The following is a 21839-nucleotide window of genomic DNA, read 5'->3' as shown; positions in this document are numbered from 1 at the left end:
AGGTCTACAGCGTGTTCTGTTCATTTACATTGGCGCCATCACAAAAGCTGAAAAACTAGTGCTGCTCAACTTACCTTCAGGTAAAGCTTCATTAATGAGTCCAGTTAATCTCTCATTAAATTGTACTCGGCCCTTCGCTGTAGCCAGCTCCTCAGACTTGGTATCCGCAAACGTCTGAATGATAATGGGCTTCACTGTAATTTCTTTAATTTTCTCGAAATCTTCTTTCGCTGTTTTGTCTGACAACTTGAATGAGAAGCTGACGACTACAACATGATCTGTATCAGCCAAGTTGGTTTTAATTTCTCCAAGCTCTGAGGAAACTTCTACAATCTCATCCGCAGTCATCTTCTTAGCTTCAGAAGCCGCAGCAGTATGTGTGTCATTCTTAGTCCCATTCTGTCCTTGCATAAATACAAACACAACCACCACAATGAGTGTTATTGCCAGCAACATTGTTGCAAGCCAGGGCATCATCTTTTTCATCAGGATTCCTCCGTTTGCTGCACTTTGATAGTGGCTGCCTGAACCCCGATTTCACGGTTGTAATCTTTAATTTTGGAAATAACTTCATCGGCCTTCTCAAGCACAATCAGTCTCTTTCCAGTTACCAGAGTAACATACGTGTCCGGCGTTTCTTCCACAATCTCAACCATCAGCGCATTTAACCACATGGGAGAACCATTTAACCGCGTAACCGAAATCATGCTAAGCCCCCTCGATCAGAGTGGGAGGAGCAAGCTCCTCCACATTTTAAAAATCACCAATCAGCTATTAACGTTTCAGGTTAACAACTTCCTGAAGTATTTCATCAGACGTTGTAATGATCCGTGAGTTTGCCTGGAATCCACGCTGAGCTACGATCATCTCAGTAAACTCTCCAGTCAAATCCACATTAGACATTTCGAGCTGTCCAGCAATGATTGCTCCTGTTCCGTCCTCAGCACTGTTCGCTGTCAATGGTTCAAGCGCCCCATCCGGATTCGCGTTCGCTGTCATACGGTACAAATTGCCTCCAATTTTCTCAAGGCCCTCCGGATTGACAACTTTACCTATCCCAATCTGTGGACCCGCTTCGATGGTTCCGTCTGCCATCGTCTGGTTAATCGTTCCATCCTGGCCAATAGTGAAGGAAACGACGTCATCTGGAATAGTAATATTTCCACCACCGTTATCCAGAACAAACAATCCATCCGATGTCAAAAGGTTACGAGCAGCATCCACATGAAAATCCCCCGCACGAGTCAGGTAGGGTACTTCTTGATCTTCACTCAAACGTACAAGAAAGAATCCATCTCCATTAATACGAAGATCTGTTGGATTATTCGTTGTCATTGGACTTCCCGCCAGATGCAGCGTATCAATTGAACCTACGGTTACACCAAGACCAATTTGTTTCGCATTGACACCACCAGTTGCATCGCCAGGGGCAGTTACCCCTGCCGTAGTTTGGCTCATAATATCCTTGAACATAACTCGACTGCCTTTGAAGCCAACCGTGTTCACGTTCGCAATATTGTTACCAATTACGTCGAGTTTTGTTTGAAAACCCCGCATCCCGGAAACGCCTGAGTACATTGATTTTATCATTTTAAAAAATCCTCCCAGTCTTCATTTGGTTACCGCATCAGTCGGTCAGCGGCATTCCGGCTCCCGAGAAGGGCCAACCGGTTAAGAAATGATTACGGCACTATCAATCTGAGTGAAGACATTATCCTTCATGCTCTCACTATCCATAGCTGTAACCACTGTACGATTTTTGACATTGACGATAAAAGCCATATCCTGCATCAAAATCAATGACTCTTTGGCTCCCTTGGCAGCAGCTTTGTCCAAAGCAGAACCAATCTGTTCCATTTGCTCCGTTTTGAGTTCAATACCACGCTGTTCCAATCGCTTGGCAGCATGATTACTCAATTTTAGAAGATTATCTTCCAGGACCTTAGCAAAAGGCTTTTCGGGTATAGCTGAGCCTTCTCCCGTTTTGGGTCTTTGAAGCATATTCGGAGTAATCGGGCCTGCATATAATTGTCCAACCGTTATGCGATCACTCATATCGTTTTACCGCTATCTTCTGGATCACCCGTTTCAGCAGCTGATTCAGCTTCCTGGCTCTCGTTCGATTCAGTGGTTACATTCTGAACGTTATCTACCGGAGTTTGATTCTCTTCTGCCTGTTTTGGATAATTCACCTGAATAATCTCATCCAGCTTAATCTCGTCATTGCCCACTTTCGCGTATTGAACGCTATCTCTTACAATGATGGAATCCACAATACCCTGTCGAAGAGTTCCGTTGTCCGCTTTATTAGAAGAAAGCCAACTTACCTCCATGCCAATCATGCCGGATACCGCACCAAGTGACTGATTCAACGTTTTGAGTTGAGTCGAAATATTGACCAGTTGTTCCACTGAGCTGAACTGTGCCATTTGAGCGATAAATTCCTTATCCTCCATCGGCTGCATCGGATCTTGGTTCTGCAGCTGGGTAATCAGGATTTTTAGAAACTGATCTTTCCCCAATTCTTTTGTTGCAGCACTTGTGGTTGCTTTATTAGCTGCCGAATAGTTCGGCCAGGTATTATTGGTTGAAACAATTTCATTAGCCATTTGCTCACCTCATTTCTATTTAAGCCTTTGCACTAAACGTATCTCTTTGCAATTCATTTCCTTCGACTTGCTCGCTACGCCAATTACGCAATTCTTCTTGAATGCCTGCTGTAGCTATAGCATCATCCGATTGTTCCTCACGCTCACGCGAACGACGCTGTTGCTGAGAGTTACTTCCCGGCTGACGTCCTCCATCCTGATACATCTGTGATCCGATTGAACTGTTCTGCGTAACCTCAAGTCGTTCTACTTGAATCCCCTGAGCTTGAAGTGAAGAACGGAGCTGCATCATTTGTTGTTCAAGCATGTCTTTGGCCATCGTATGCTCTGTCATGAACCTTGCAACCAATTGCCCGTTCTGCAAAGTAATTTGTACATCCAGTTTCCCTAGATGCTCAGGACGAAGTGAGATGGTTGCCTCAGAAAATCCTTTTTGCTGTACAATATCCAGCTTGCTGACAACAAACTGTGTCATTTCTTTGGCAAATTGTGATGTTTGCATGACAGGTTCAGCCGGTTTTCCTGCTGTTGTACCTGATGTACGCAAGGATAATTCTCCTGCAGTAATGATAGTTGAGTGATCCACTTCTGAACCTGCATTTGCAGCAGATGTCGCCTCCGTGTCACCTTTCACCTGAATTCCAGCATTTGCGGCTGCCGCAACAAGAACTTGTGGTACGACTGAATCCTGTTTGGACGTTTGAAGTGAAGTGACTGGAGCGACTTGTACTGCCTGATCCTTAACTGCAGTCAATGTATCCAGTATGGATTTCAGTTCAGTCCACCCTTTGTTGCTAGTGGTATCCACTCCAGCCTCTTGAAGCTGACTCTGCAGAGATTGTAGCAAATACTTAAATTCGGGAGCGTTCTTCGCAACAGTACTCTCTGGTTCATTCATTGCAGCTACTAATTGTGTAAGCATATCCTGCAAAACAAAACGTACCGCTGCCGGATGCTGCGAGAGTTCAATTACAGGTACTGTATTGGCACTTCCAGCTCCATCAGAAGACTCATCGGAACCTTCTGTGTTAGTACCAGAAGCATCATTTAGTTGTGTATACATCTGTTGAATCAGAGTCTGTAAGCCTGCAAGTAGAGATGGGTCATTTTCCAAAGCTTCGTCAAGAGAATCCAAGTCCGTGAACAACGAATTCAGTATATCCGCGATTGAGGTCTCTTCCCCCTCTTCACTTGGGGCAAAGGAAAACACCAGTGGATTTGCTGTTAAGCTTCCTGTAGCGCTTGAACTATCACCTTCTGTAGATCCTCCGGATAGTGACTGTGCAAGAGTTTGCAAAAATTCACCGCCAGCACCTGCAGTTGAACCTTTTGATTGTGCTCCAGTCGTCTGACCAGTTCCTGCGGCTTTTGCAGATGCTGTAGATGTCATTTGGTATACGATCGACATTTATTTTCACCTCCTCTCGGTTCCATCAGTCTAATCAGATCTACCTGTTGCCCATTAATCTGTTCAAAATCTTTGCAGTTTCCACCGAATCCTCAGAAGACATGTTTTCAAGCAATTGAGAGCGTGTCGCATCGTCCACTGAATTCAGGATCGTCAATGTTTTATCAGGACTTAACTTGTATGTTTCCAATAGAAGCTTGGCACCACTTGAAGCAGACATCGAAGCAAATGTTTGACTCAGCTGGTTTTTATCCAAGTTTTTGCTCGTCGTTGTTGCTGCAGTGGATGTTGCTTCGGTTTCTTTCTTCAATCTGGACTGCAGTGCATCCAGTGCAAGATCTCCGGACGGTTTGGCATCCTTCATCATCATGGTGACATCGGCGGCTGTTTTCGGGTCCATCTTTTCAAGCACCTTAGTCCGAGCAGATGATTGCATGGCATTCAACAACAGTACCATTTCCTCATTCGTCATGTTTTGCAAAATCGGTGCAGCTTTGCTCGGGCTCATATCCGCATACATTTTAGCTAAATCTTTTATTTGCTTTTGATAATCCGATTCCGTTTCCGGCGTTGCCGCCGTAGCGGTTTCAGCAGCTTTTTCTGCATCATCCAACTTCTTCTGAAGGTCCGTCGCTTTCTTCGCTTCAGTTGTTGTCGCTTCTTGTGCTGCCTTGAGCTCTGTTTCTTTGGCAGTTACTTGGGACTTCAGCTTTTCGATTGTCGCTTCAGCACTTTCAACCTGCTGCTCGCTCTTCTCCAGCTTCTTTTTCTCAGGATCCAGCACAGGATCAGGTACCCATTCCTTAACTACCGGAATCTTGTTGGCAAATTCAAATAAATTGTTACGAATATCTACATTAAAAAGCGTAAGCAATACGCCGAGCAATACTACCGTGAATACAATCGGGATTGAGATCATGAGAAATTTTTCCCAACCGCCTCCCGACTCTTTTTCCATGTCGCTATCGTCTTTAACAGCCATCGTTCATTCCTCCTTCACGAGACAACTTCGCGTCCGGCTCACATCAATTCGCGCGTCCGGCTTTGGCAGCGAAGCGTACAGTAGCCATCTCGTCCAGATCGTTCTGTTCCCGAAGGAGCATCTCCTGCTGAAATTTGATTTTCGCCTTGTCCCTTGCTCCAACCCATACTTTTTCGTCAATCATCTTACCGTTTAGAAAGGTCTGATTCCGTTGCACATTGACCTGAGCATGTTTAACATCACTGTTTTTGCGTGAAATGCACTCGTCAAGGTGATGTACATAACGCTGCATCTCCTGCAGACTGTTTACAGACGCTGTATTTTCCGTAGCAGATTGGATAATCCCCACCAGGTTACTTCTATCGTTCAGAAGTTGTATCAGATGCTCTTCCTCCGTCTGAAGTTTACCGATCGCTGTGGATAACATCCACTCTGCCTGTGTTTTCTCATTACTCTTTAGGTCAACAACTTTCTGGAAATGATATCGAAATTTCATCGTTTACCCATTCATCTCCTTGCAAATTCAAGAATCAAACGTTCCTGCACTTCACTTAAGGTGACTTTCTCATCGACTTTCTGCTTTGTAAAGTTCCATATGCTATCAATCTGGTCTATCGATTCATCTATGGCTGCATTTGATCCCCGCTGGTAAGCTCCAATATTGATCAAATCTTCTGATTCTTTATAGACAGCCATCAAACGTTTCATATTATTGACGGCTTCCAACTGCTCTTCCGGGGCAATATCCTTCATGACACGACTTATGCTGGCCAACACATCGATCGCAGGAAAATGACCTTTATTCGCAATGGATCGGTTTAACACAATGTGGCCATCCAGTATACCCCTTACCGCATCGGCGATCGGTTCGTTCATGTCATCCCCGTCAACCAGAACGGTGTAAAAAGCAGTAATCGAGCCTGTAGGCCCTGTACCCGCACGTTCAAGCAATTTGGGCAAACTCGCAAATACCGATGGAGTATATCCTCTCATTGCCGGAGGTTCACCTACAGCTAAACCAACTTCCCTTTGAGCCATCGCATATCGGGTAACCGAGTCCATCATCAGCATCACATTCATTCCACGGTCCCGGAAATACTCTGCAATAGTGGTTGCAATAACCGCTCCCTTGATCCGAATCAGGGCAGGCTGATCTGATGTTGCAACAATGACTACGGAGCGTTCCAATCCTTCCGGACCCAGATCCCGTTCAATAAAGTCGCGAACCTCACGTCCACGCTCACCTACAAGCGCAATGACATTGACATCCGCCGCTGTATTACGAGCGATCATGCCCATCAATGTACTCTTACCAACACCTGAGCCGGCAAAAATACCTACACGCTGTCCCTTACCTACGGTCAACAATCCGTCGATCGCTCTTACACCAACACCCATAGTTTCAAGTACACGCGGACGATCCATTGGATTGACCGGTGTATTGGATGTAGAGTACATCGGCATTCTGGATGGAAGGAGCGAACCATCTAGCGGTTGTCCAAGTCCGTCCAAGACTTTACCGAGTAATTCAGAGCCTACCTGAACGCCGAGCGGCTTCCCCGTACCGACTACATCACAACCAGGACCGATAGATTGCAGTTCACCTAGTGGCATAAGCAGCACTTTGTTATCTCGAAACCCAACGACTTCAGCCTGGAGAGGCTTGGCCGACTTACCAGGGTAGATGTAACATACGTCACCGATACTTGCATCTGGCCCTTCGGACTCGACCATAAGACCAATGACCTGAGTAACCTTACCGTTAATGCGCACGGGATCAAATTGCCGCAAATGTTCCATATATCGCTGTGAACTAAGAACCTTCATGTTGATTTTTTCGCTCCTCATCCTCAAGTGCTATGCGGACCAGTTCTTTTTTAATCTCAGCAAGCTGTGTGTCAATTCTCGCATCCACACTTCCGAACGAAGAACGGATAACACATCCTTTATCTTTGACCGTCGAATCAGGCAAAATCTGTAATTCTGCCTGAGAGTCGATGGATAGAGACAATTCTTCACGAGCTGCCTGTACAAATGTAAATTGATCAGGAGCCACACACAGTGTGATCAAGCCCTGTTCCCGTTTACGTGACAAACTCTGACGAATCAGTTCCAACGTGTGATCGGGTTCAATGGTAAGTTGTTTATCAATGACTTTCTCAGCAATCCCGCAAGCGAGATCAACAAGAAATGGTTCGGCTTCCTGAATAATCTGATCTTTTGCTACATAAGCTTCCTGAAGCACTTCCTGAGCTTCCTTCATCATCTTTTCGATCATCACCTGGAGATCCAGTTCAGCCTGTACTTTGCCTTCTTCAAAACCCTGTTGGAAACCTTGTGAACGAAGTGCTTCGGTCAAATGTTCATCCTGTTGTCTTTGTTCCTGCCACCAGGTATCGATCTGTTCACGGGCTTCTTGAAGCATGCGCTCTGCTTCTTCTGAAGCTTCACGTACTTGCTTTTCTGCAAACTCCTTGGCATCTTCCAGCATCTCTGCGGTAAGACGTTGTGTTTCTTCGTCCACGCGTGCTTGAAGCGTTTCTGCTTCAGAACCTTCAGCACTTTCACCATTTAATTCCGTTTCAGACTCCTCAGTACCACCATAATGATTATGATTTTCAAGTCTTTTGCGGTCATCAACAGGTACATACTGGAAAGATTTAATCAAATTAGACAATGATATCATCTCCTCCACCGCGTGCGATAATGATCTCACCGGCTTCTTCCAATCTGCGTATCGTTCCTACGATGCGTGTTTGAGCTTCCTCAACATCACGCAACCGCACAGGTCCCATGAACTCCATCTCTTCTTTGAATGTCTCGGACATCCGTTTCGACATGTTCCGGAACACGGCATCCCGAACTTCTTCGCTTGCCACTTTGAGTGCGAGTTGCAGATCTGCGTTATCAATATCGCGAATAATACGCTGAATCGAACGATCATCCACATTGACGATATCTTCGAATACAAACATGCGTTTTTTGATTTCCTCAGCAAGCTCTGGATCCTGAATTTCGAGCGAGTCCAAAATGGTACGCTCTGTACCACGATCGACTCCATTTAGAATCTGAACGATCGATTCGATACCACCCGCATTTGTGTAATCCTGCGTCACGGTAGAAGATAGCTTCTGTTCCAGAACCCGCTCCACTTGAGAGATAACTTCTGGCGAAGTACTGTCCATAACTGCCACGCGGCGAGCGACATCTGCCTGCTTCTCTTGTGGCAAAGATGACAGAATCGCTGCAGCCTGTTCGAACTGGAGATAAGACAGAACCAGCGCGATCGTTTGCGGACTTTCATTCTGAATAAAGTTCAAAATTTGATTTGGATCCGCTTTGCGTGCAAAGTCAAACGGTCTGACCTGTAACGTAGCCGTCAAACGATTAATAACTTCAAGTGCTTTGGAAGAACCCAAAGCTTTCTCCAGGATCTCTCTCGCATAATTGATACCGCCCTGAGAGATATATTCCTGTGCCAGACAGATCTGGTGAAACTCCGCCATGATCATGTCCTTCTCGGAAGAATCAACTTTGCGAACGTTAGCAATCTCCAGCGTGAGTTGCTCGATCTCCTCATCACGCAGATGTTTGAATATCTGTGCCGATACTTCCGGACCTAATGTAATCAACAATATTGCTGCTTTTTGTCTGCCACTCAAACCTTGACTGCTTGCCTTTGCCAATGCGTTCACCTCTATTCGTCAGCCAGCCATGTACGCAACAAATTGACGAATTCGTCTGGCTTTTTCTTGGCCAAACTTTCCAATTGTTTGCGCACCTGACTTTCGTTCGTTACACTGTCCAGCGTAATGGACGGGAACTCTGTTGCTATTGGAAGAGGAATCTCTTCTTCTTCTACTTCGTTTTGTTTGCGGCGACGGCGTACTAGCAAAATCACAACCGCTGCGATCAATGCCGCTATGAGTGCGCCTCCACCCCACATCATGGTCGAAGACAACTGGAAGCCTGTATTTGCTGCCGATGCAGTCTGGAAACCTTGTGACATGACTGAAACTTTCTTTGTCAGATCCGCGTCACTTATTTCAGTACCTGAGTCTGCCAATGAAGCGCGAACAATGTTAACCAAAATGTTCTCAATTGCATCTTGAACCGGTCCCTGAATTTCTGTTTCCCCATCTGGTGGTTCAACTGCAACGTTAATGGTTAAATCTTTTACAGTATAAGGACTGGAAATAATATCCTTGGCTATGCGATTAACATCGTAGTTTATGGTGCTTGATGACTCTTCAGATGTGGAATTCCCTGCTCCATCAGCTGATGGATAACCTGGAACCTCCTCTTGCCCTGTACCAGCAACACCACCTGTCGGGTTGCTTGCCCCAGTGTAACTCTTCTGAATCTCCTGCACACTGATCTCGATGCCTTTCATGTTCTCTACATCAACGGGTGTGACGATATTTTCTTTACGTGTTTCTTTGTCAAAATTAAGCTTGGAGGCTACCAAAACATTAACCTTGTCTTCGCCTACAATTTGAGAAAGAAATTGCTTCACATTATTACGAACATCGTTTTCAAATTTCTTCTGCAATGCCATATTTTCTTGAACTTCAGAAGACAACCCGCCACTACCACCTCGGGCAGTTGGAATCAGTTCTGCTTCATCCGTATTGGTAATCGTGATGTTCTCAATAGGTAGATTAGGAATTGCGGTCTTAACCAAGTTAAAGTATCCATCTACCGCTGCCTGATTTGGGTGATAACCCGGTTTAAATTGGAGAGCTACCGATGCTGACGCTTTATCCCGTTCTTCTAAACCAGCAAAGATATTATCTTTCGGCATATTGACCAGCACTTTAGCATCTTGTATCCCTTGCATCCGCTGAAGCAACTGTTCGACTTCTCCGTTTAACGCATTGTTGTACTTTACATCAAACTCTTTATCCGTCATCCCGATAGGGGATGATGATTCCTCGAATGACTTGTATCCCAGCGAACCATTCTGAATAATCCCTTGAGATCCGACATTCACTTTTGCAATCGCAACACTCGTGCTTGGCACGGATATCGTCTTGCCATCTGAACTTAATTTATATGGAATACTAGATGAATCGAGATAACTGATAACACCTGCTGAATCACTTGCATTCAAATCTGTGAACGCAACTTCATATTCGGTCTTGGACAATTGCATCGTGAGAACAACTGCAGCCAAAATCAGAAATAGGAAGGTGGATATAAATAATACTTTTTGCTTTTTGCTGAAACTATTCCAATACTGGGACCCCTTGTCCCTGTACTGGGCGATTCTCTCATTCACTCTGTCACCCCATCCGAAACTTTGCTTAGTCTGTCCTTACGCAACCCTAGCCGTTCGATAGGTCGACGATCAGGAGCAGCATCGCAGCTGCTTGTTGTAATGATCAGCGCTATTGCCTGAGCGCAAGTAGATTATTTTATAATTGCGTTCGCATAATTTCCTGGTATGCTTCGACCACTTTGTTTCGGACTTGAGTTGTGAGTTGTAGGCTTAACAAGGCCTGTTCAGAAGCAATCATCACTTGATCCACGTTCGCGTTTCCGACCAAAAATTGATTCGCCATCTCATGCGATTGAGTCTCCTGTGCAGCGACGGACCCTAATGCGTTCTGTAAGTATGTACCGAAGCTCTGAATGGTTTCGGCTGGTGTAGAAGGCTTGCTTTCGGTTGCGCTCTTCATCTGTAGCGGCTGTATCCCCTGAGTGCTAAACATGTTGTTCTGAATCATTAATGTCCCTCCCCTTCATGACTGGTTTATATATTTATTGTTTTTATTTCAAAGCAGATTATCTTCCAATCTCTAAAGCCTTAGAAATCATCGCTTTAGTTGAATTCAATGCTGTTACGTTTGCCTCATAGGAACGCGAAGCTGAGATCATGTCGACCATTTCTTTCGCAATATCCACGTTAGGCATAAATACATATCCCTCTGCGTTGGCATCTGGATGAGAAGGATCGTAGACAGGTTTCAATGGTGACTGATCTTCGCGAATCTCAGTGACCCTGACGCCATCTCCTGAACCGTTGCCTCGCATCTGATTTTGTAGCATGGTACCAAAAGACGTTTTATTCGGTTCAAGCACCACCATTTTGCGTTTGTAAGGAACCGCCTCACCATTGGATACGCTCGCGCGCGTCGTCTCTGCGTTCGCAATGTTGGAAGATATAACGTCCATCCGCAAGCGTTGAGCCGTCAGCGCTGATGCACTGATACTAAAACTATTACTAATGTTCAATTTAGGTTATCTCCCTTCCACGCTAACACGCATGATTTTAATTTGTTCGTTCACTTGCTGGATATAAGCGTTGTAACGCAACTGATTCTCCGCCAGAAGACTCATTTCTCTGTCTATATCGACATTGTTTTCGTTGTTATTCATGGACGTGGACTGGTCCATATTAACTACTGGCGTTGGTACGGAAGAGGAAGGACCTATGACAAAATGCCTTGCATCAGTTACTTTACCTTTAAGAACAGGCATATCTCCATTCATTTGCCCCTGCAACATTTCTTCAAAAGAAACGTTCGAGCGCTTGAAATACGGGGTATCGGCATTCGCGATGTTGTCAGCAATCGTTCGTTGTCTGATGTTGGATGCATCGAGTGCACCTTGCAATCTTTTAAAGCTAATATCGTTTAAAAGATTCACAATCTCCCTCCTCTCTTTAGAAGTTATGGAAAAAGATTGAATCTTTCCCCTTGAAAATTCTTATGTTTTTTCGACAAAAACATTCGCTTTTACACGGTTTTCTAGGACTTAAGTAGAATTAACACTGATGTTGTCGTATAACATAAGTTTCTTCGAGTTTGGGATATATTACAATAAGAAAAAAGCCCTATCTTTTCTGAAAGACGGGCCTTTTTGTGTATTTTCTGCAAATTATGAATTTTTTCGTAAATGATCAGTCCCAAATCAAAAGTCTGTTAATACTCTCCCTGATTCTTCTTAAACATTTTTTAAATAAAAAAAACCTTTAGCGTCTCCACATGACTGTATAACGCCCGTAATTATGTAGAATTCCTAATATTTCATACTCGATTATGTTAGAATTTTTTACCGTTACAATAAGGGTTTAGAGACTATATGGTAGGTATACATACGAAGCTGTATATTAATCAATTGACAAGTTATCCTCCACGAATTAAGATTTCACGCCTTTCCTGCCCAACACTTTCTTAACAATTAAGCAGGGTCATTATAATTTAATGTCTAGAAAACAATTGCTTGCTTCAAACTTTTCTACAATTTCTATTTTTGCGCATTTACGCAACATTTACCATTCTGTAAACTAAACCGATGACCAGACTTGGAATAAGAAAACTTCTTGTAATGGGAATCACTGGATATAAAAACGAGGAATAACCACCACTCCGATAGGGTTTAACTTGGTATACATGCGGCACAAGTCCTAGGTTTTGTCGATCCGTATAACAACCTCACATCTTTTATCGGTTACAGCATCATAATTCTGTAGATATAAGCAAAAATAAACGACATGCCTCTGAAAAGATGACATTTGCGATTCGATTAAGGAATGATGACCTTCGTCGATCTCGTAAGTGCTCTCTAATTTCCAGTGCATGCCGTTCATTGATACAATTAATTAAACAAAAACATTACTAAACCTATGTTACAGGATATACTGACTTAAATCACGATCAAGTGCAATATCATTCAATTTCTCACGTACATACTCCGGAGTAATCACCATGCGTTCCAGCGTAAGCTCAGGTGCTTCAAAGGATAAATCCTCCAAAAGCTTTTCCAAGATTGTATGCAAGCGGCGGGCACCTATATTTTCTGTATTTTGATTGACGGATTCAGCCAATTTGGCAATCTCACGAATGGCATCATCCGAGAACTCAATCTCAATATTTTCGGTGCGCAGTAGATCAACATACTGCTTGGTCAATGCATTTTGCGGCTCAGTCAGAATGGATACAAACTCCTCCAGTGTAAGACTGCTCAGTTCCACACGAATAGGGAAGCGTCCCTGAAGCTCGGGAATCAGATCAGAAGGTTTAGCGACGTGGAATGCGCCAGCTGCCATAAACAGAATATAATCCGTTTTGACAGGGCCATACTTCGTCATTACCGTTGAACCTTCGACGATAGGCAGAATGTCCCGTTGAACACCCTCACGGGATACATCCGGACCGCTACCGCGTCCTTGACTCGCGACCTTGTCGATTTCATCAATGAAAATGATACCTGTCTGCTCTGCCCGGCGAATGGACTCCTGGGTAACATCATCCATATCAATCAATTTGCCGGCTTCTTCTTGAATCAACACTTTGCGCGCTTCTTTAATGGCGAGCTTACGTTTTTTCGTACGACGAGGTAACAAGCTGCCAAACATCTCCTGCATATTCATGCCCATCTGATCATTACCCTGACCAGCAAACATGTCCATCATGTTAGGTGCGGTATCTTCCACATCGATCTCAATGATGTCATCCTCCAACTTGCCGGACAACAGATCAAATTTGATCTTGCGTCGACGCTCCGCAACTCCTGTATCCGGTTCTGGTTCATCCTGTTCCTGAACGTTGTTACCATTATTGCCAAAGATCATCTCAAAAGGATTGCGTTGATTCTTGGACTTGGACTGTGAGGGAGCCAGAATATGTACAATTCGTTCATTGGCAGCTTCTTCAGCTTTGTCCTTCACTTTTTCAGTTCGTTCCAGCTTCACCATCCGCAGTGATGTTTCAATCAGATCACGCACCATTGATTCAACATCACGGCCAACGTAACCCACTTCGGTGAACTTGGTAGCTTCCACTTTTACAAATGGCGCACCCACCAGTTTAGCAAGTCGACGGGCGATTTCCGTTTTACCCACACCGGTAGGTCCAATCATCAGGATATTTTTAGGTACAATGTCGTCCTGAGTATGCTCAGGTAAAAGGCTACGCCGATAACGATTACGAAGGGCTACCGCTACCGATTTTTTGGCTTTCTTTTGACCTACAATATACTTGTCAAGCTCTGCAACAATCTGTCTCGGTGTTAGCGCTTGAGTATTCATATTGCTTCCCTCCTACCAGTATGCTGAATTTATCTTACGTAATAAGGACAAAGAATCCCCTAGACGTCCTGGAGCAGATTACAGAATCATGCTCCACTACGGGAGATTTCTTTGACTTATAACTCTTCTACAATAATATTGCTGTTCGTATACACACAAAGCTCCGAGGCAATCTGAAGCGATTCGCGCGCAATGTCCTTCGCTTCCAGGTTCACAGCATGACGTTTCAATGCACGCGCTGCAGATAAGGCAAAGTTCCCACCTGATCCGATAGCAATAACGTCATCATCGGGCTCAATAATTTCGCCGCCGCCTGAAATCAGCAGCATACCTGTTTTGTCCATTACAATCAACAATGCCTCAAGCTTACGCAAGATTCGATCCTGACGCCAATCCTTGGCAAGCTCTACGGCAGCACGCTGCAGGTTACCATGGTGCTCCTCCAGCTTGCCTTCGAACTTCTCAAAGAGGGTGATGGCATCCGCCACAGAACCGGCAAACCCGGCAACAACCTGTCCGCGGTACAATCGTCTTACCTTCTTGGCTGTATTCTTCATCACAACGCTTTGGCCCATGGTCACCTGACCATCACCAGCGATTGCTGCTTTACCATTATGACGAACAGCACAGATCGTTGTAGCATGAAATGACATATCCATGATATCAGCCTCCTCCCACGAATAATTTATACGCGTTCCGGAACGGTTAGACCTTCTGCCTCAGCAAAACTGGTGATACCATCCAGGGCACGCTGTGCAAGAGCTTCATTTTTTTCCTTTTTGTTACGGATTTTCGTTTCCAGCTTCGGCAACAAACCAAAGTTTGCATTCATTGGCTGGAAGTGTTTGAAGTCAGCTGTTGTAATATACTGAGCCATACTGCCAAGTGTTGTTTCTACCGGTAATACTACCAGTTCCTGTCCAAGAGCTGCTTTGGCTGCGTTCATGCCGGCAATAAGCCCTGATGCAGCAGATTCCACATATCCTTCTACACCTGTCATCTGACCTGCAAAGAACAGGTTTGGACGCTCTTTAAACTGATACGTCGGAAGAAGCAGTTTAGGAGAATTAATAAATGTATTGCGGTGCATTACGCCATAACGTACGAACTCTGCATTTTCAAGTCCAGGTATGAGGGAAAAGACACGTTTTTGTTCTCCCCATTTCAGATGCGTCTGGAAGCCTACCAGGTTATACAACGTTCCCGCAGCATTGTCCTGTCTAAGCTGAACAACCGCATGTGGCAACTCTCCTGTATGCGGGTTAACCAGACCTACTGGTTTCATAGGACCAAACAGAGCCGTCTGTTTTCCACGTTTCATCATCACTTCGATTGGCATGCAGCCTTCAAAGTAGATTTCTTTCTCAAACTCTTTCAATTGAGCAACCTCAGCAGTAATGAGAGCTTCATAGAAGACATCAAACTCTTCTTCCGTCATCGGACAGTTCAGATATGCTGCTTCACCCTTATCATAACGGGAGGCTAGATACACCTTGTTCATATCAATTGAATCTTTTTCAATGATCGGTGCTGCTGCATCATAGAAGTAGAAATATTCTTCACCCATAAGTGCCTTAATTTGCTCAGACAATGCCGGTGAAGTCAATGGACCCGTTGCAACAACAACGATGCCATCTTCCGGCAAGGAAGTTAGTTCTTCATTCACCACTTCGATGAGCGGATGCTGGTGCAGCGTAGAAGTAATCTCACCTGAGAAGCCGTCCCGGTCCACAGCAAGTGCTCCACCTGCTGGAACGGCGTGCTTGTCTGCCGCAGACAATACGAGAGAATTGAGCATTCTCATTTCTTCTTTTAACACACCAACTGCATTCGTCAATCCATTGGCACGCAGCGAGTTACTGCACACCAGTTCTGCAAATTTATCTGTATGATGAGCTGGCGTTTTCACCACAGGTCTCATCTCGTATAATTTCACGCGTACGCCGCGGCTTGCGATCTGCCAGGCAGCTTCTGTTCCTGCCAGCCCGGCACCAATAACGGTTACTTGTTGTTCATTCGTCAAAATCATTTACCCCCATATATACTAATCCGCTGATTCGTCATCCGGTTCATCCACCGGCTCCTGATGATCACATGATGTACACTGCAATCGGGCTCCCTTTTTGTTCCGCTTTTCAATCATTAGCGATCCACAACTTGGACATGGTTTGGCTGAAGGTCTGTCCCATGAGACAAAATCACATTCAGGATACTTGTCACAACCGTAGAAAATACGTCCCTTTTTACTACGACGCTCAACAACATGGCCTTCCTTACACTTCGGACAAGTTACGCCAATATCCTTGATAATCGGTTTGGTATTCCGGCAATCAGGGAAGCCAGAGCAAGCAAGAAACTTGCCAAAACGTCCGAGTTTATAAACAAGCGGTTTGCCGCACTTCTCACAGATCTCATCCGACACTTCGTCTTCGATCTCGATTTCTTTCATCTCTTCTTCCGCATACTCAAGCCGTTTCTCGAAAGATTCGTAGAATTCTGCGAGTACTTTAACCCAATCCTCGGAACCTTCCTCCACATGGTCAAGATCACCTTCCATGTTTGCGGTAAACTCTACATTCAGGATTTCTGGGAAAAACTCTTCCATCTGTTCGATGACCAGTTCACCCAACTCGGTCGGCATGAATTTCTTTTCCTCTATCGCAACATATCCACGCTTCTGAATGGTCTCCAGTGTTGGCGCATATGTACTCGGACGCCCTATACCCAATTCCTCAAGCGTCTTAACCAACCTTGCCTCCGTATATCGTGGCGGCGGTTGTGTAAAATGCTGTTTTGGCTCAATCTCCTGCTTCTCAAGCACATCTCCACTTTTCAGCGGAGGCAGCAGACGATCTTCTTCGGTGGTACCATCGTCGTTTCCTTCAACATATACCTTCATGAAACCCTGGAATCGAACCTTCGAACCTGCTGCACGGAAAATCGTGTCCCCCGCAGCAATATCTACAGAGAGTGTATCCAGGATAGCCGAAGACATCTGGCTCGCTACAAAACGTTCCCAAACCAATTTATACAACCGGAACTGATCACGACTCATGAATGACTTGATTGAATCCGGATCACGTAAAATTGAAGTTGGACGAATCGCTTCATGCGCATCCTGAGCATTAGCTGCTTTTTTGGAATAATTCCGTGGAGTTTCTGGTGCAAATGGCTCCCCGTACTTCCCAACGATGTATTCTTTGGCTTCTTCTTGTGCAGATGCCGCAATACGTGTGGAGTCCGTACGCATATACGTGATGAGACCTACTGTGCCTTCTTTTCCAAGGTCTACACCTTCATATAGTTGTTGGGCGACCGACATCGTCTTGGAAGCTCTGAAATTCAATTTACGCGCTGCTTCCTGTTGCAAAGAACTCGTGGTAAACGGCGCGGAAGGGTTCCGACTCCGTTCCTTCTCTTTGACTTCCTTGATCGTAAAGTCTGCACCTTCGATCTGTTTCAGAATGGCTTGCACTTCCGCTTCACTACCCAGCTCTGTTTTGGCCCCGTTCAGTTTATGAAACTTGGCTTCAAACGGATTGCCGTCTGCTGTCAGTTTGGCGGTAATGCTCCAGTATTCTTCCGGCTCAAAATCATCGATTTCATTTTCACGATCTAAAATGATTTTAACAGCCACGGACTGAACCCGGCCTGCGGACAAACCTTTTTTAACTTTTTTCCATAATAATGGACTAATTTTATATCCAACGAGCCGATCCAGAATACGTCTTGCCTGCTGCGCGTTAACCAAATCCATATTGATTTTCCGCGGCGTTTTGAACGCATCTTTGACCGCCTGTTTTGTAATTTCATTAAATACAACCCGGCAATCTGCCGTATCGTCCAGTTCAAGGGCATGGGCCAAATGCCATGCGATAGCCTCACCTTCGCGATCCGGGTCAGCTGCGAGATACACTTTTTTCACTTTCTTCCGTGCATCCTTCAGTTCTTTCAAAATTGAACCTTTGCCGCGGATCGTAATATATTTCGGATTAAAATCATTCTCTACCTCAACGCCGATCTGACTCTTTGGCAAATCGCGAACATGTCCCATCGAAGCTTTCACGATGAACTTGCTGCCTAAATATTTGCCTATCGTCTTCGCCTTTGAGGGCGACTCCACGATTACGAGTGCATCCGCCATAGGTTCATCCTCCTCTCAGTCATGAAACTGTCATGTAACTGTTTCTGTAAGCCTATGCATAGGTTGATAACTTCAGCTAATTATATATTTCCACACGCTACATAGGTTGTAGCATCGTCATACCCTCGCATATTTGGTGCCTGGTAATTGGCTAATCTGCTTTTTTATGATTAAAGATAACAGAACTGAATGCAAATGTCCAAAATCCCAACCTAGCTGTTCAACCAGTTGATCTAACGATTGCTCCTCCTGTTCCAACAGATAAATCACACGTTGTTCATCTGGAGAGAGCTTAACCTCAGCGAATATCCCTTGCCTGGAAGGCTCAGGTGTTTCTGCCGAACGTCCTCTATTGTAAGGAAGTTGTTCTGCATTTGGCAAGTCCAAACGATACTCTTCCAAAACATCTGCTGCACATGTGACCAATTTGGCACCTTGACGGATTAGATTGTGAGCGCCCCGACTCTTCGGCGATGTGATGGGTCCAGGAACAGCAAATACATCCCTGCCTGCTTCAAGAGCAGCATCTGCTGTGATGAGCGAACCACTGCGAATGTCAGCCTCAACGACCAATGTCCCCAGCGTCAAACCGGCAATGATTCGATTCCGTTCCGGAAATAGTCCTTGGCGCGCTCTCGTACCTGGTGGATATTCCGACAAAAGCAGACCCGTCTCTGCGATTCGTTCAGCAAGGCTTGTATTTTCGGGTGGGTATATATTATCAATCCCTGTTCCGAATACGGCAATCGTTTTTCCTTTAGCACGTAATACTGCCTCATGACATACGCTATCAATACCGCGGGCAAGCCCGCTTACAATCGTAAGCCCTGCACTGCATAATTGTTCTGCCAGCTTCTCACCAACTTTGCGCCCATACACGGTTGGCATACGAGTTCCCACCATCGCAATGGACGAGTTGTGTAGCAAACTTATATCACCTCGACCATACATTACCCAGGGAGGTTGAACGGTTTCCTTCATTAATATGGGATAATTCTGATCCAGATAAGTAATAACCTCTATCCCTTGATTGTAAACGTGTTCTCTTTTACGTTCGATCCAGTTGAGCGTAAATTGACTCGCTAAACGGGCAGCCTGATCTTTGCGCAAACCTGCCGCAGTCCAGTCACCTTCTTCATAATTCAAAAGATCGGACCATTGATGTTGTCCCAGAACCAGTTTTGAGATTGTTTTCCTGCCAATACCCTCCATCTCATGCAACCCAAACAAGATCCATCCTTCTTCCATACCATAAACCTCCCAGAGCGGGAAGAGTATCTTCCCTCATATTGTGTGTTAAGTGATCACGGAATGCAAGCGTTTACGCAGATGAGAAACAATTCCTCACCCTTTTCACGTTAAAAAAAACGCAAAAAAGCAACCCTTCGCCCTGTTTAAGGGCAAAAGGTTGCTTACCTTTTCCGTAACCATAATAGTCGGTCTAGCAGAAACAAATCATTTCCGAGCCGTTTCTTCTATTATAACGAAAAAGAATTAATGTGTCGTGCACAAATTCAAAATACCGCGCTCTTCAAGTACACTCACCAAAGTCGAGCCCATCTCAGCAGGCGTTGGTGCTACTTTGATACCGCAAGATTCCAGCTTCGCAATCTTCTCTTTGGCTGTACCTTTACCGCCAGAGATAATAGCGCCAGCATGACCCATCCGTTTGCCTGGAGGCGCTGTTACGCCACCGATAAAGCCAACAACCGGTTTGGTCATGTTCTCACGTACCCAATCTGCAGCATCCTCTTCAGCCGTACCACCAATCTCACCAATCATGATGACCGCATGAGTCTGTGGATCTTCATTGAACCGTTTCAGGATATCAATGAACTCGGAGCCTTTTACAGGGTCTCCCCCGATTCCTACAGCAGAAGATTGTCCAATGCCACGAGTCGTCAGTTGATGAACGGCTTCATACGTAAGTGTTCCACTACGGGAAACAACGCCAACGTGCCCCGCCATGTGGATATAACCAGGCATGATCCCGATTTTACATTCGCCCGGTGTAATGACACCTGGACAGTTCGGTCCGATCAGGACGGTATCTTTACCTTCCATGAAACGGTCAACTTTGATCATGTCAAGAACCGGAATACCTTCCGTAATACAGATCACAAGATCCAGCTCTGCATCAACAGCTTCCATAATGGAATCTGCCGCAAATGCCGGAGGAACGTAAATGACGCTCGCTGTTGCGCCTGTAGCTTCCTTCGCTTCCTGCACAGTGTTGAACACCGGCAGACTGGCTACTGTACCGTCTTCCAGCGTGATATCCACATTCGTTCCGCCTTTACCCGGTGTAACTCCGCCTACCATCTGGGTTCCGTAGTCCAATGCGCCCTTCGTGTGGAACATTCCCGTTGAACCCGTAATGCCTTGCGTAATGACTTTTGTATTTTTATCAATCAAAATACTCACGTTGCTTCACATCCTTACGGTTATTTTTCAATTCCCGGACAGCTCCGGTACTAAGGAATGAACTTATTTTACGAGGGCAACAATTTTCTGTGCACCATCGGCCATGGAATCAGCAGGAACAATATTCAGGCCAGATTCGCCCAAAATACGTTTGCCAAGCTCCACGTTAGTTCCTTCAAGACGAACAACCAGCGGTTTGGTCAGGCCAAGTTGCTTCGCCGCTTCAACAACACCGTTGGCGATAACATCACAGCGCATGATGCCACCGAAGATGTTAACAAAGATTCCAGCTACTTTGGCATCGGACAAAATGATCTTAAATGCTTCAGTCACCTTCTCCGTTGTTGCACCGCCCCCAACGTCAAGGAAGTTGGCGGGGTCTCCACCGTAGTATTTGATAATGTCCATCGTCGCCATCGCAAGTCCCGCACCATTGACCATACAGCCGATGTTGCCATCAAGTGCTATGTAGCTGAGGTCGTATTTGGAAGCTTCGATTTCTTTTTCATCCTCTTCATCCAGGTCACGCAGTTCCAAAATATCTTTGTGACGGAACAAAGCGTTGGAGTCAAAGTTTAATTTCGCATCCAGCGCGATAACGTTTCCATCTCCGGTAACAACGAGAGGATTGATCTCGGCAATAGAGCAATCTTTTTCGACAAAAGCTGTGTACAACGCGAGCATGAACTTAACGGCTTTGTTCACCAGTTCATTCGGAATCTTGATGCTGTAAGCCAGTTTACGCGCCTGGAACACTTGCAACCCAATAGCTGGGTCAATAATTTCTTTGAAAATTTTCTCAGGTGTAGCTTCAGCTACTTCTTCAATCTCAGTACCGCCTTCTTCGGAAGCCATCATAACTACACGGCCTGTGGCACGGTCCACAACAACACCCACATAATACTCTTTGCGGATATCGCATCCTTCTTCAATCAGAAGACGTTTCACTTCTTTGCCTTCTGGTCCAGTCTGGTGTGTCACCAATACTTTACCCAGAATTTCGGAAGCATAGGCACGAACTTCATCCGTGCTCTTCGCTACTTTTACGCCGCCAGCTTTACCCCGGCCACCTGCGTGAATTTGCGCTTTAACAACAGTCACCGGACTGCCCAATGCCTCTGCGGCCGCAACCGCTTCATCGACTGTATAAGCAACCTTTCCGTTTGGAACGGTAACTCCATACTGTTTCAGTACTTCTTTTCCTTGATATTCATGGATATTCATTCTCGAATCCTCCT

General features: G+C 45.2%; 22 protein-coding genes. All 22 read right to left on the bottom strand.

What is annotated here, in order from left to right:
* Positions 1 to 24: 24 nt before the first annotated feature.
* Positions 25 to 486: a flagellar basal body-associated FliL family protein gene (locus MHI06_RS11240; RefSeq protein WP_062833798.1), complete on the bottom strand. Its 462-nt coding sequence runs from the start codon at positions 484 to 486 to the stop codon at positions 25 to 27.
* A complete protein-coding gene (locus MHI06_RS11235; RefSeq protein WP_169478481.1) occupies positions 486 to 707 on the bottom strand; it encodes a flagellar FlbD family protein in 222 nt (73 codons plus the stop codon). The genes MHI06_RS11240 and MHI06_RS11235 overlap by 1 nt, the downstream gene beginning before the upstream one ends.
* Positions 708 to 774: 67 nt before the next feature.
* Positions 775 to 1590 (bottom strand): flagellar basal body rod protein FlgG, encoded by an 816-nt coding sequence (flgG, locus tag MHI06_RS11230; RefSeq protein ID WP_340401504.1) that lies wholly within the window; start codon positions 1588 to 1590, stop codon positions 775 to 777.
* 81 nt (positions 1591 to 1671) lie between these two features.
* Positions 1672 to 2055, bottom strand: a complete 384-nt coding sequence (locus MHI06_RS11225) for a TIGR02530 family flagellar biosynthesis protein (RefSeq protein ID WP_169478483.1) — start codon at positions 2053 to 2055, stop codon at positions 1672 to 1674.
* On the bottom strand, positions 2052 to 2609 hold the full coding sequence (locus tag MHI06_RS11220; RefSeq protein WP_169478484.1) for a flagellar hook capping FlgD N-terminal domain-containing protein: 558 nt from the start codon (positions 2607 to 2609) through the stop codon (positions 2052 to 2054). Before MHI06_RS11220 ends, MHI06_RS11225 begins: the two co-directional genes overlap by 4 nt.
* 19 nt (positions 2610 to 2628) lie before the next feature.
* Entirely contained in the window at positions 2629 to 4017 is a 1389-nt protein-coding gene (locus MHI06_RS11215; RefSeq protein WP_340401503.1) for a flagellar hook-length control protein FliK, read from the bottom strand.
* Between the two features lie 40 nt (positions 4018 to 4057).
* Positions 4058 to 4999, bottom strand: a complete 942-nt coding sequence (locus MHI06_RS11210) for a DUF4088 family protein (RefSeq protein WP_340401502.1) — start codon at positions 4997 to 4999, stop codon at positions 4058 to 4060.
* 43 nt (positions 5000 to 5042) lie between these two features.
* On the bottom strand, positions 5043 to 5495 hold the full coding sequence (gene fliJ, locus MHI06_RS11205; protein ID WP_169478487.1) for a flagellar export protein FliJ: 453 nt from the start codon (positions 5493 to 5495) through the stop codon (positions 5043 to 5045).
* A gap of 11 nt (positions 5496 to 5506) precedes the next feature.
* Positions 5507 to 6826, bottom strand: a complete 1320-nt coding sequence (gene fliI / locus MHI06_RS11200) for a flagellar protein export ATPase FliI (protein WP_036609365.1) — start codon at positions 6824 to 6826, stop codon at positions 5507 to 5509.
* Positions 6813 to 7676 carry a FliH/SctL family protein gene (locus MHI06_RS11195; RefSeq protein ID WP_340401501.1) on the bottom strand — a complete coding sequence of 288 codons (864 nt, stop codon included), beginning with the start codon at positions 7674 to 7676 and terminating at the stop codon, positions 6813 to 6815. Before MHI06_RS11195 ends, fliI begins: the two co-directional genes overlap by 14 nt.
* Positions 7669 to 8685: a flagellar motor switch protein FliG gene (fliG, locus tag MHI06_RS11190; RefSeq protein ID WP_169478489.1), complete on the bottom strand. Its 1017-nt coding sequence runs from the start codon at positions 8683 to 8685 to the stop codon at positions 7669 to 7671. Before fliG ends, MHI06_RS11195 begins: the two co-directional genes overlap by 8 nt.
* 11 nt (positions 8686 to 8696) lie before the next feature.
* A complete protein-coding gene (fliF, locus tag MHI06_RS11185; RefSeq protein ID WP_169478490.1) occupies positions 8697 to 10280 on the bottom strand; it encodes a flagellar basal-body MS-ring/collar protein FliF in 1584 nt (527 codons plus the stop codon).
* Positions 10281 to 10416: 136 nt separating this feature from the next.
* The gene (gene fliE, locus MHI06_RS11180) at positions 10417 to 10728 is read right to left on the bottom strand and encodes a flagellar hook-basal body complex protein FliE (RefSeq protein ID WP_340401500.1); all 312 of its coding nucleotides are present in this window, start codon (positions 10726 to 10728) and stop codon (positions 10417 to 10419) included.
* A 58-nt stretch (positions 10729 to 10786) separates the two neighbouring features.
* On the bottom strand, positions 10787 to 11236 hold the full coding sequence (gene flgC, locus MHI06_RS11175; protein WP_076330664.1) for a flagellar basal body rod protein FlgC: 450 nt from the start codon (positions 11234 to 11236) through the stop codon (positions 10787 to 10789).
* 6 nt (positions 11237 to 11242) lie between these two features.
* Positions 11243 to 11650 (bottom strand): flagellar basal body rod protein FlgB, encoded by a 408-nt coding sequence (gene flgB, locus MHI06_RS11170; RefSeq protein ID WP_340401499.1) that lies wholly within the window; start codon positions 11648 to 11650, stop codon positions 11243 to 11245.
* A gap of 982 nt (positions 11651 to 12632) precedes the next feature.
* Entirely contained in the window at positions 12633 to 14033 is a 1401-nt protein-coding gene (gene hslU, locus MHI06_RS11165; RefSeq protein ID WP_062833787.1) for an ATP-dependent protease ATPase subunit HslU, read from the bottom strand.
* A 116-nt stretch (positions 14034 to 14149) separates the two neighbouring features.
* Entirely contained in the window at positions 14150 to 14692 is a 543-nt protein-coding gene (gene hslV, locus MHI06_RS11160) for an ATP-dependent protease subunit HslV (RefSeq protein ID WP_062833786.1), read from the bottom strand.
* Between the two features lie 26 nt (positions 14693 to 14718).
* Positions 14719 to 16056, bottom strand: a complete 1338-nt coding sequence (trmFO, locus tag MHI06_RS11155; protein ID WP_076208908.1) for an FADH(2)-oxidizing methylenetetrahydrofolate--tRNA-(uracil(54)-C(5))-methyltransferase TrmFO — start codon at positions 16054 to 16056, stop codon at positions 14719 to 14721.
* A 21-nt stretch (positions 16057 to 16077) separates the two neighbouring features.
* Positions 16078 to 18177 carry a type I DNA topoisomerase gene (gene topA / locus MHI06_RS11150; RefSeq protein WP_340401498.1) on the bottom strand — a complete coding sequence of 700 codons (2100 nt, stop codon included), beginning with the start codon at positions 18175 to 18177 and terminating at the stop codon, positions 16078 to 16080.
* 117 nt (positions 18178 to 18294) lie between these two features.
* Entirely contained in the window at positions 18295 to 19425 is a 1131-nt protein-coding gene (dprA, locus tag MHI06_RS11145) for a DNA-processing protein DprA (protein ID WP_340401497.1), read from the bottom strand.
* Positions 19426 to 19671: 246 nt separating this feature from the next.
* Entirely contained in the window at positions 19672 to 20601 is a 930-nt protein-coding gene (gene sucD, locus MHI06_RS11140) for a succinate--CoA ligase subunit alpha (RefSeq protein ID WP_074094556.1), read from the bottom strand.
* A 63-nt stretch (positions 20602 to 20664) separates the two neighbouring features.
* On the bottom strand, positions 20665 to 21825 hold the full coding sequence (sucC, locus tag MHI06_RS11135; protein ID WP_036609384.1) for an ADP-forming succinate--CoA ligase subunit beta: 1161 nt from the start codon (positions 21823 to 21825) through the stop codon (positions 20665 to 20667).
* Positions 21826 to 21839: the final 14 nt, after the last annotated feature.

The organism is Paenibacillus sp. FSL H8-0079 (assembly GCF_037991315.1).
In the GTDB taxonomy this organism is placed as follows: Bacteria; Bacillota; Bacilli; order Paenibacillales; family Paenibacillaceae; genus Paenibacillus.
This window is presented reverse-complemented; position numbering and strand designations above follow the sequence as displayed.

Coding starts and splice junctions, on each gene's coding strand:
- flgG (WP_340401504.1), bottom strand. CDS start 1,590: ATGATAAAATCAATGTACTCAGGCGTTTCCGGGATGCGGGGTTTTCAA.
- topA (WP_340401498.1), bottom strand. CDS start 18,177: ATGGCGGATGCACTCGTAATCGTGGAGTCGCCCTCAAAGGCGAAGACG.
- fliE (WP_340401500.1), bottom strand. CDS start 10,728: ATGATTCAGAACAACATGTTTAGCACTCAGGGGATACAGCCGCTACAG.
- MHI06_RS11215 (WP_340401503.1), bottom strand. CDS start 4,017: ATGTCGATCGTATACCAAATGACATCTACAGCATCTGCAAAAGCCGCA.
- MHI06_RS11225 (WP_169478483.1), bottom strand. CDS start 2,055: ATGAGTGATCGCATAACGGTTGGACAATTATATGCAGGCCCGATTACT.
- MHI06_RS11235 (WP_169478481.1), bottom strand. CDS start 707: ATGATTTCGGTTACGCGGTTAAATGGTTCTCCCATGTGGTTAAATGCG.
- fliI (WP_036609365.1), bottom strand. CDS start 6,826: ATGAAGGTTCTTAGTTCACAGCGATATATGGAACATTTGCGGCAATTT.
- sucC (WP_036609384.1), bottom strand. CDS start 21,825: ATGAATATCCATGAATATCAAGGAAAAGAAGTACTGAAACAGTATGGA.
- hslU (WP_062833787.1), bottom strand. CDS start 14,033: ATGAATACTCAAGCGCTAACACCGAGACAGATTGTTGCAGAGCTTGAC.
- MHI06_RS11220 (WP_169478484.1), bottom strand. CDS start 2,609: ATGGCTAATGAAATTGTTTCAACCAATAATACCTGGCCGAACTATTCG.
- dprA (WP_340401497.1), bottom strand. CDS start 19,425: ATGGAAGAAGGATGGATCTTGTTTGGGTTGCATGAGATGGAGGGTATT.
- MHI06_RS11240 (WP_062833798.1), bottom strand. CDS start 486: ATGAAAAAGATGATGCCCTGGCTTGCAACAATGTTGCTGGCAATAACA.
- MHI06_RS11210 (WP_340401502.1), bottom strand. CDS start 4,999: ATGGCTGTTAAAGACGATAGCGACATGGAAAAAGAGTCGGGAGGCGGT.
- hslV (WP_062833786.1), bottom strand. CDS start 14,692: ATGGATATGTCATTTCATGCTACAACGATCTGTGCTGTTCGTCATAAT.
- fliJ (WP_169478487.1), bottom strand. CDS start 5,495: ATGAAATTTCGATATCATTTCCAGAAAGTTGTTGACCTAAAGAGTAAT.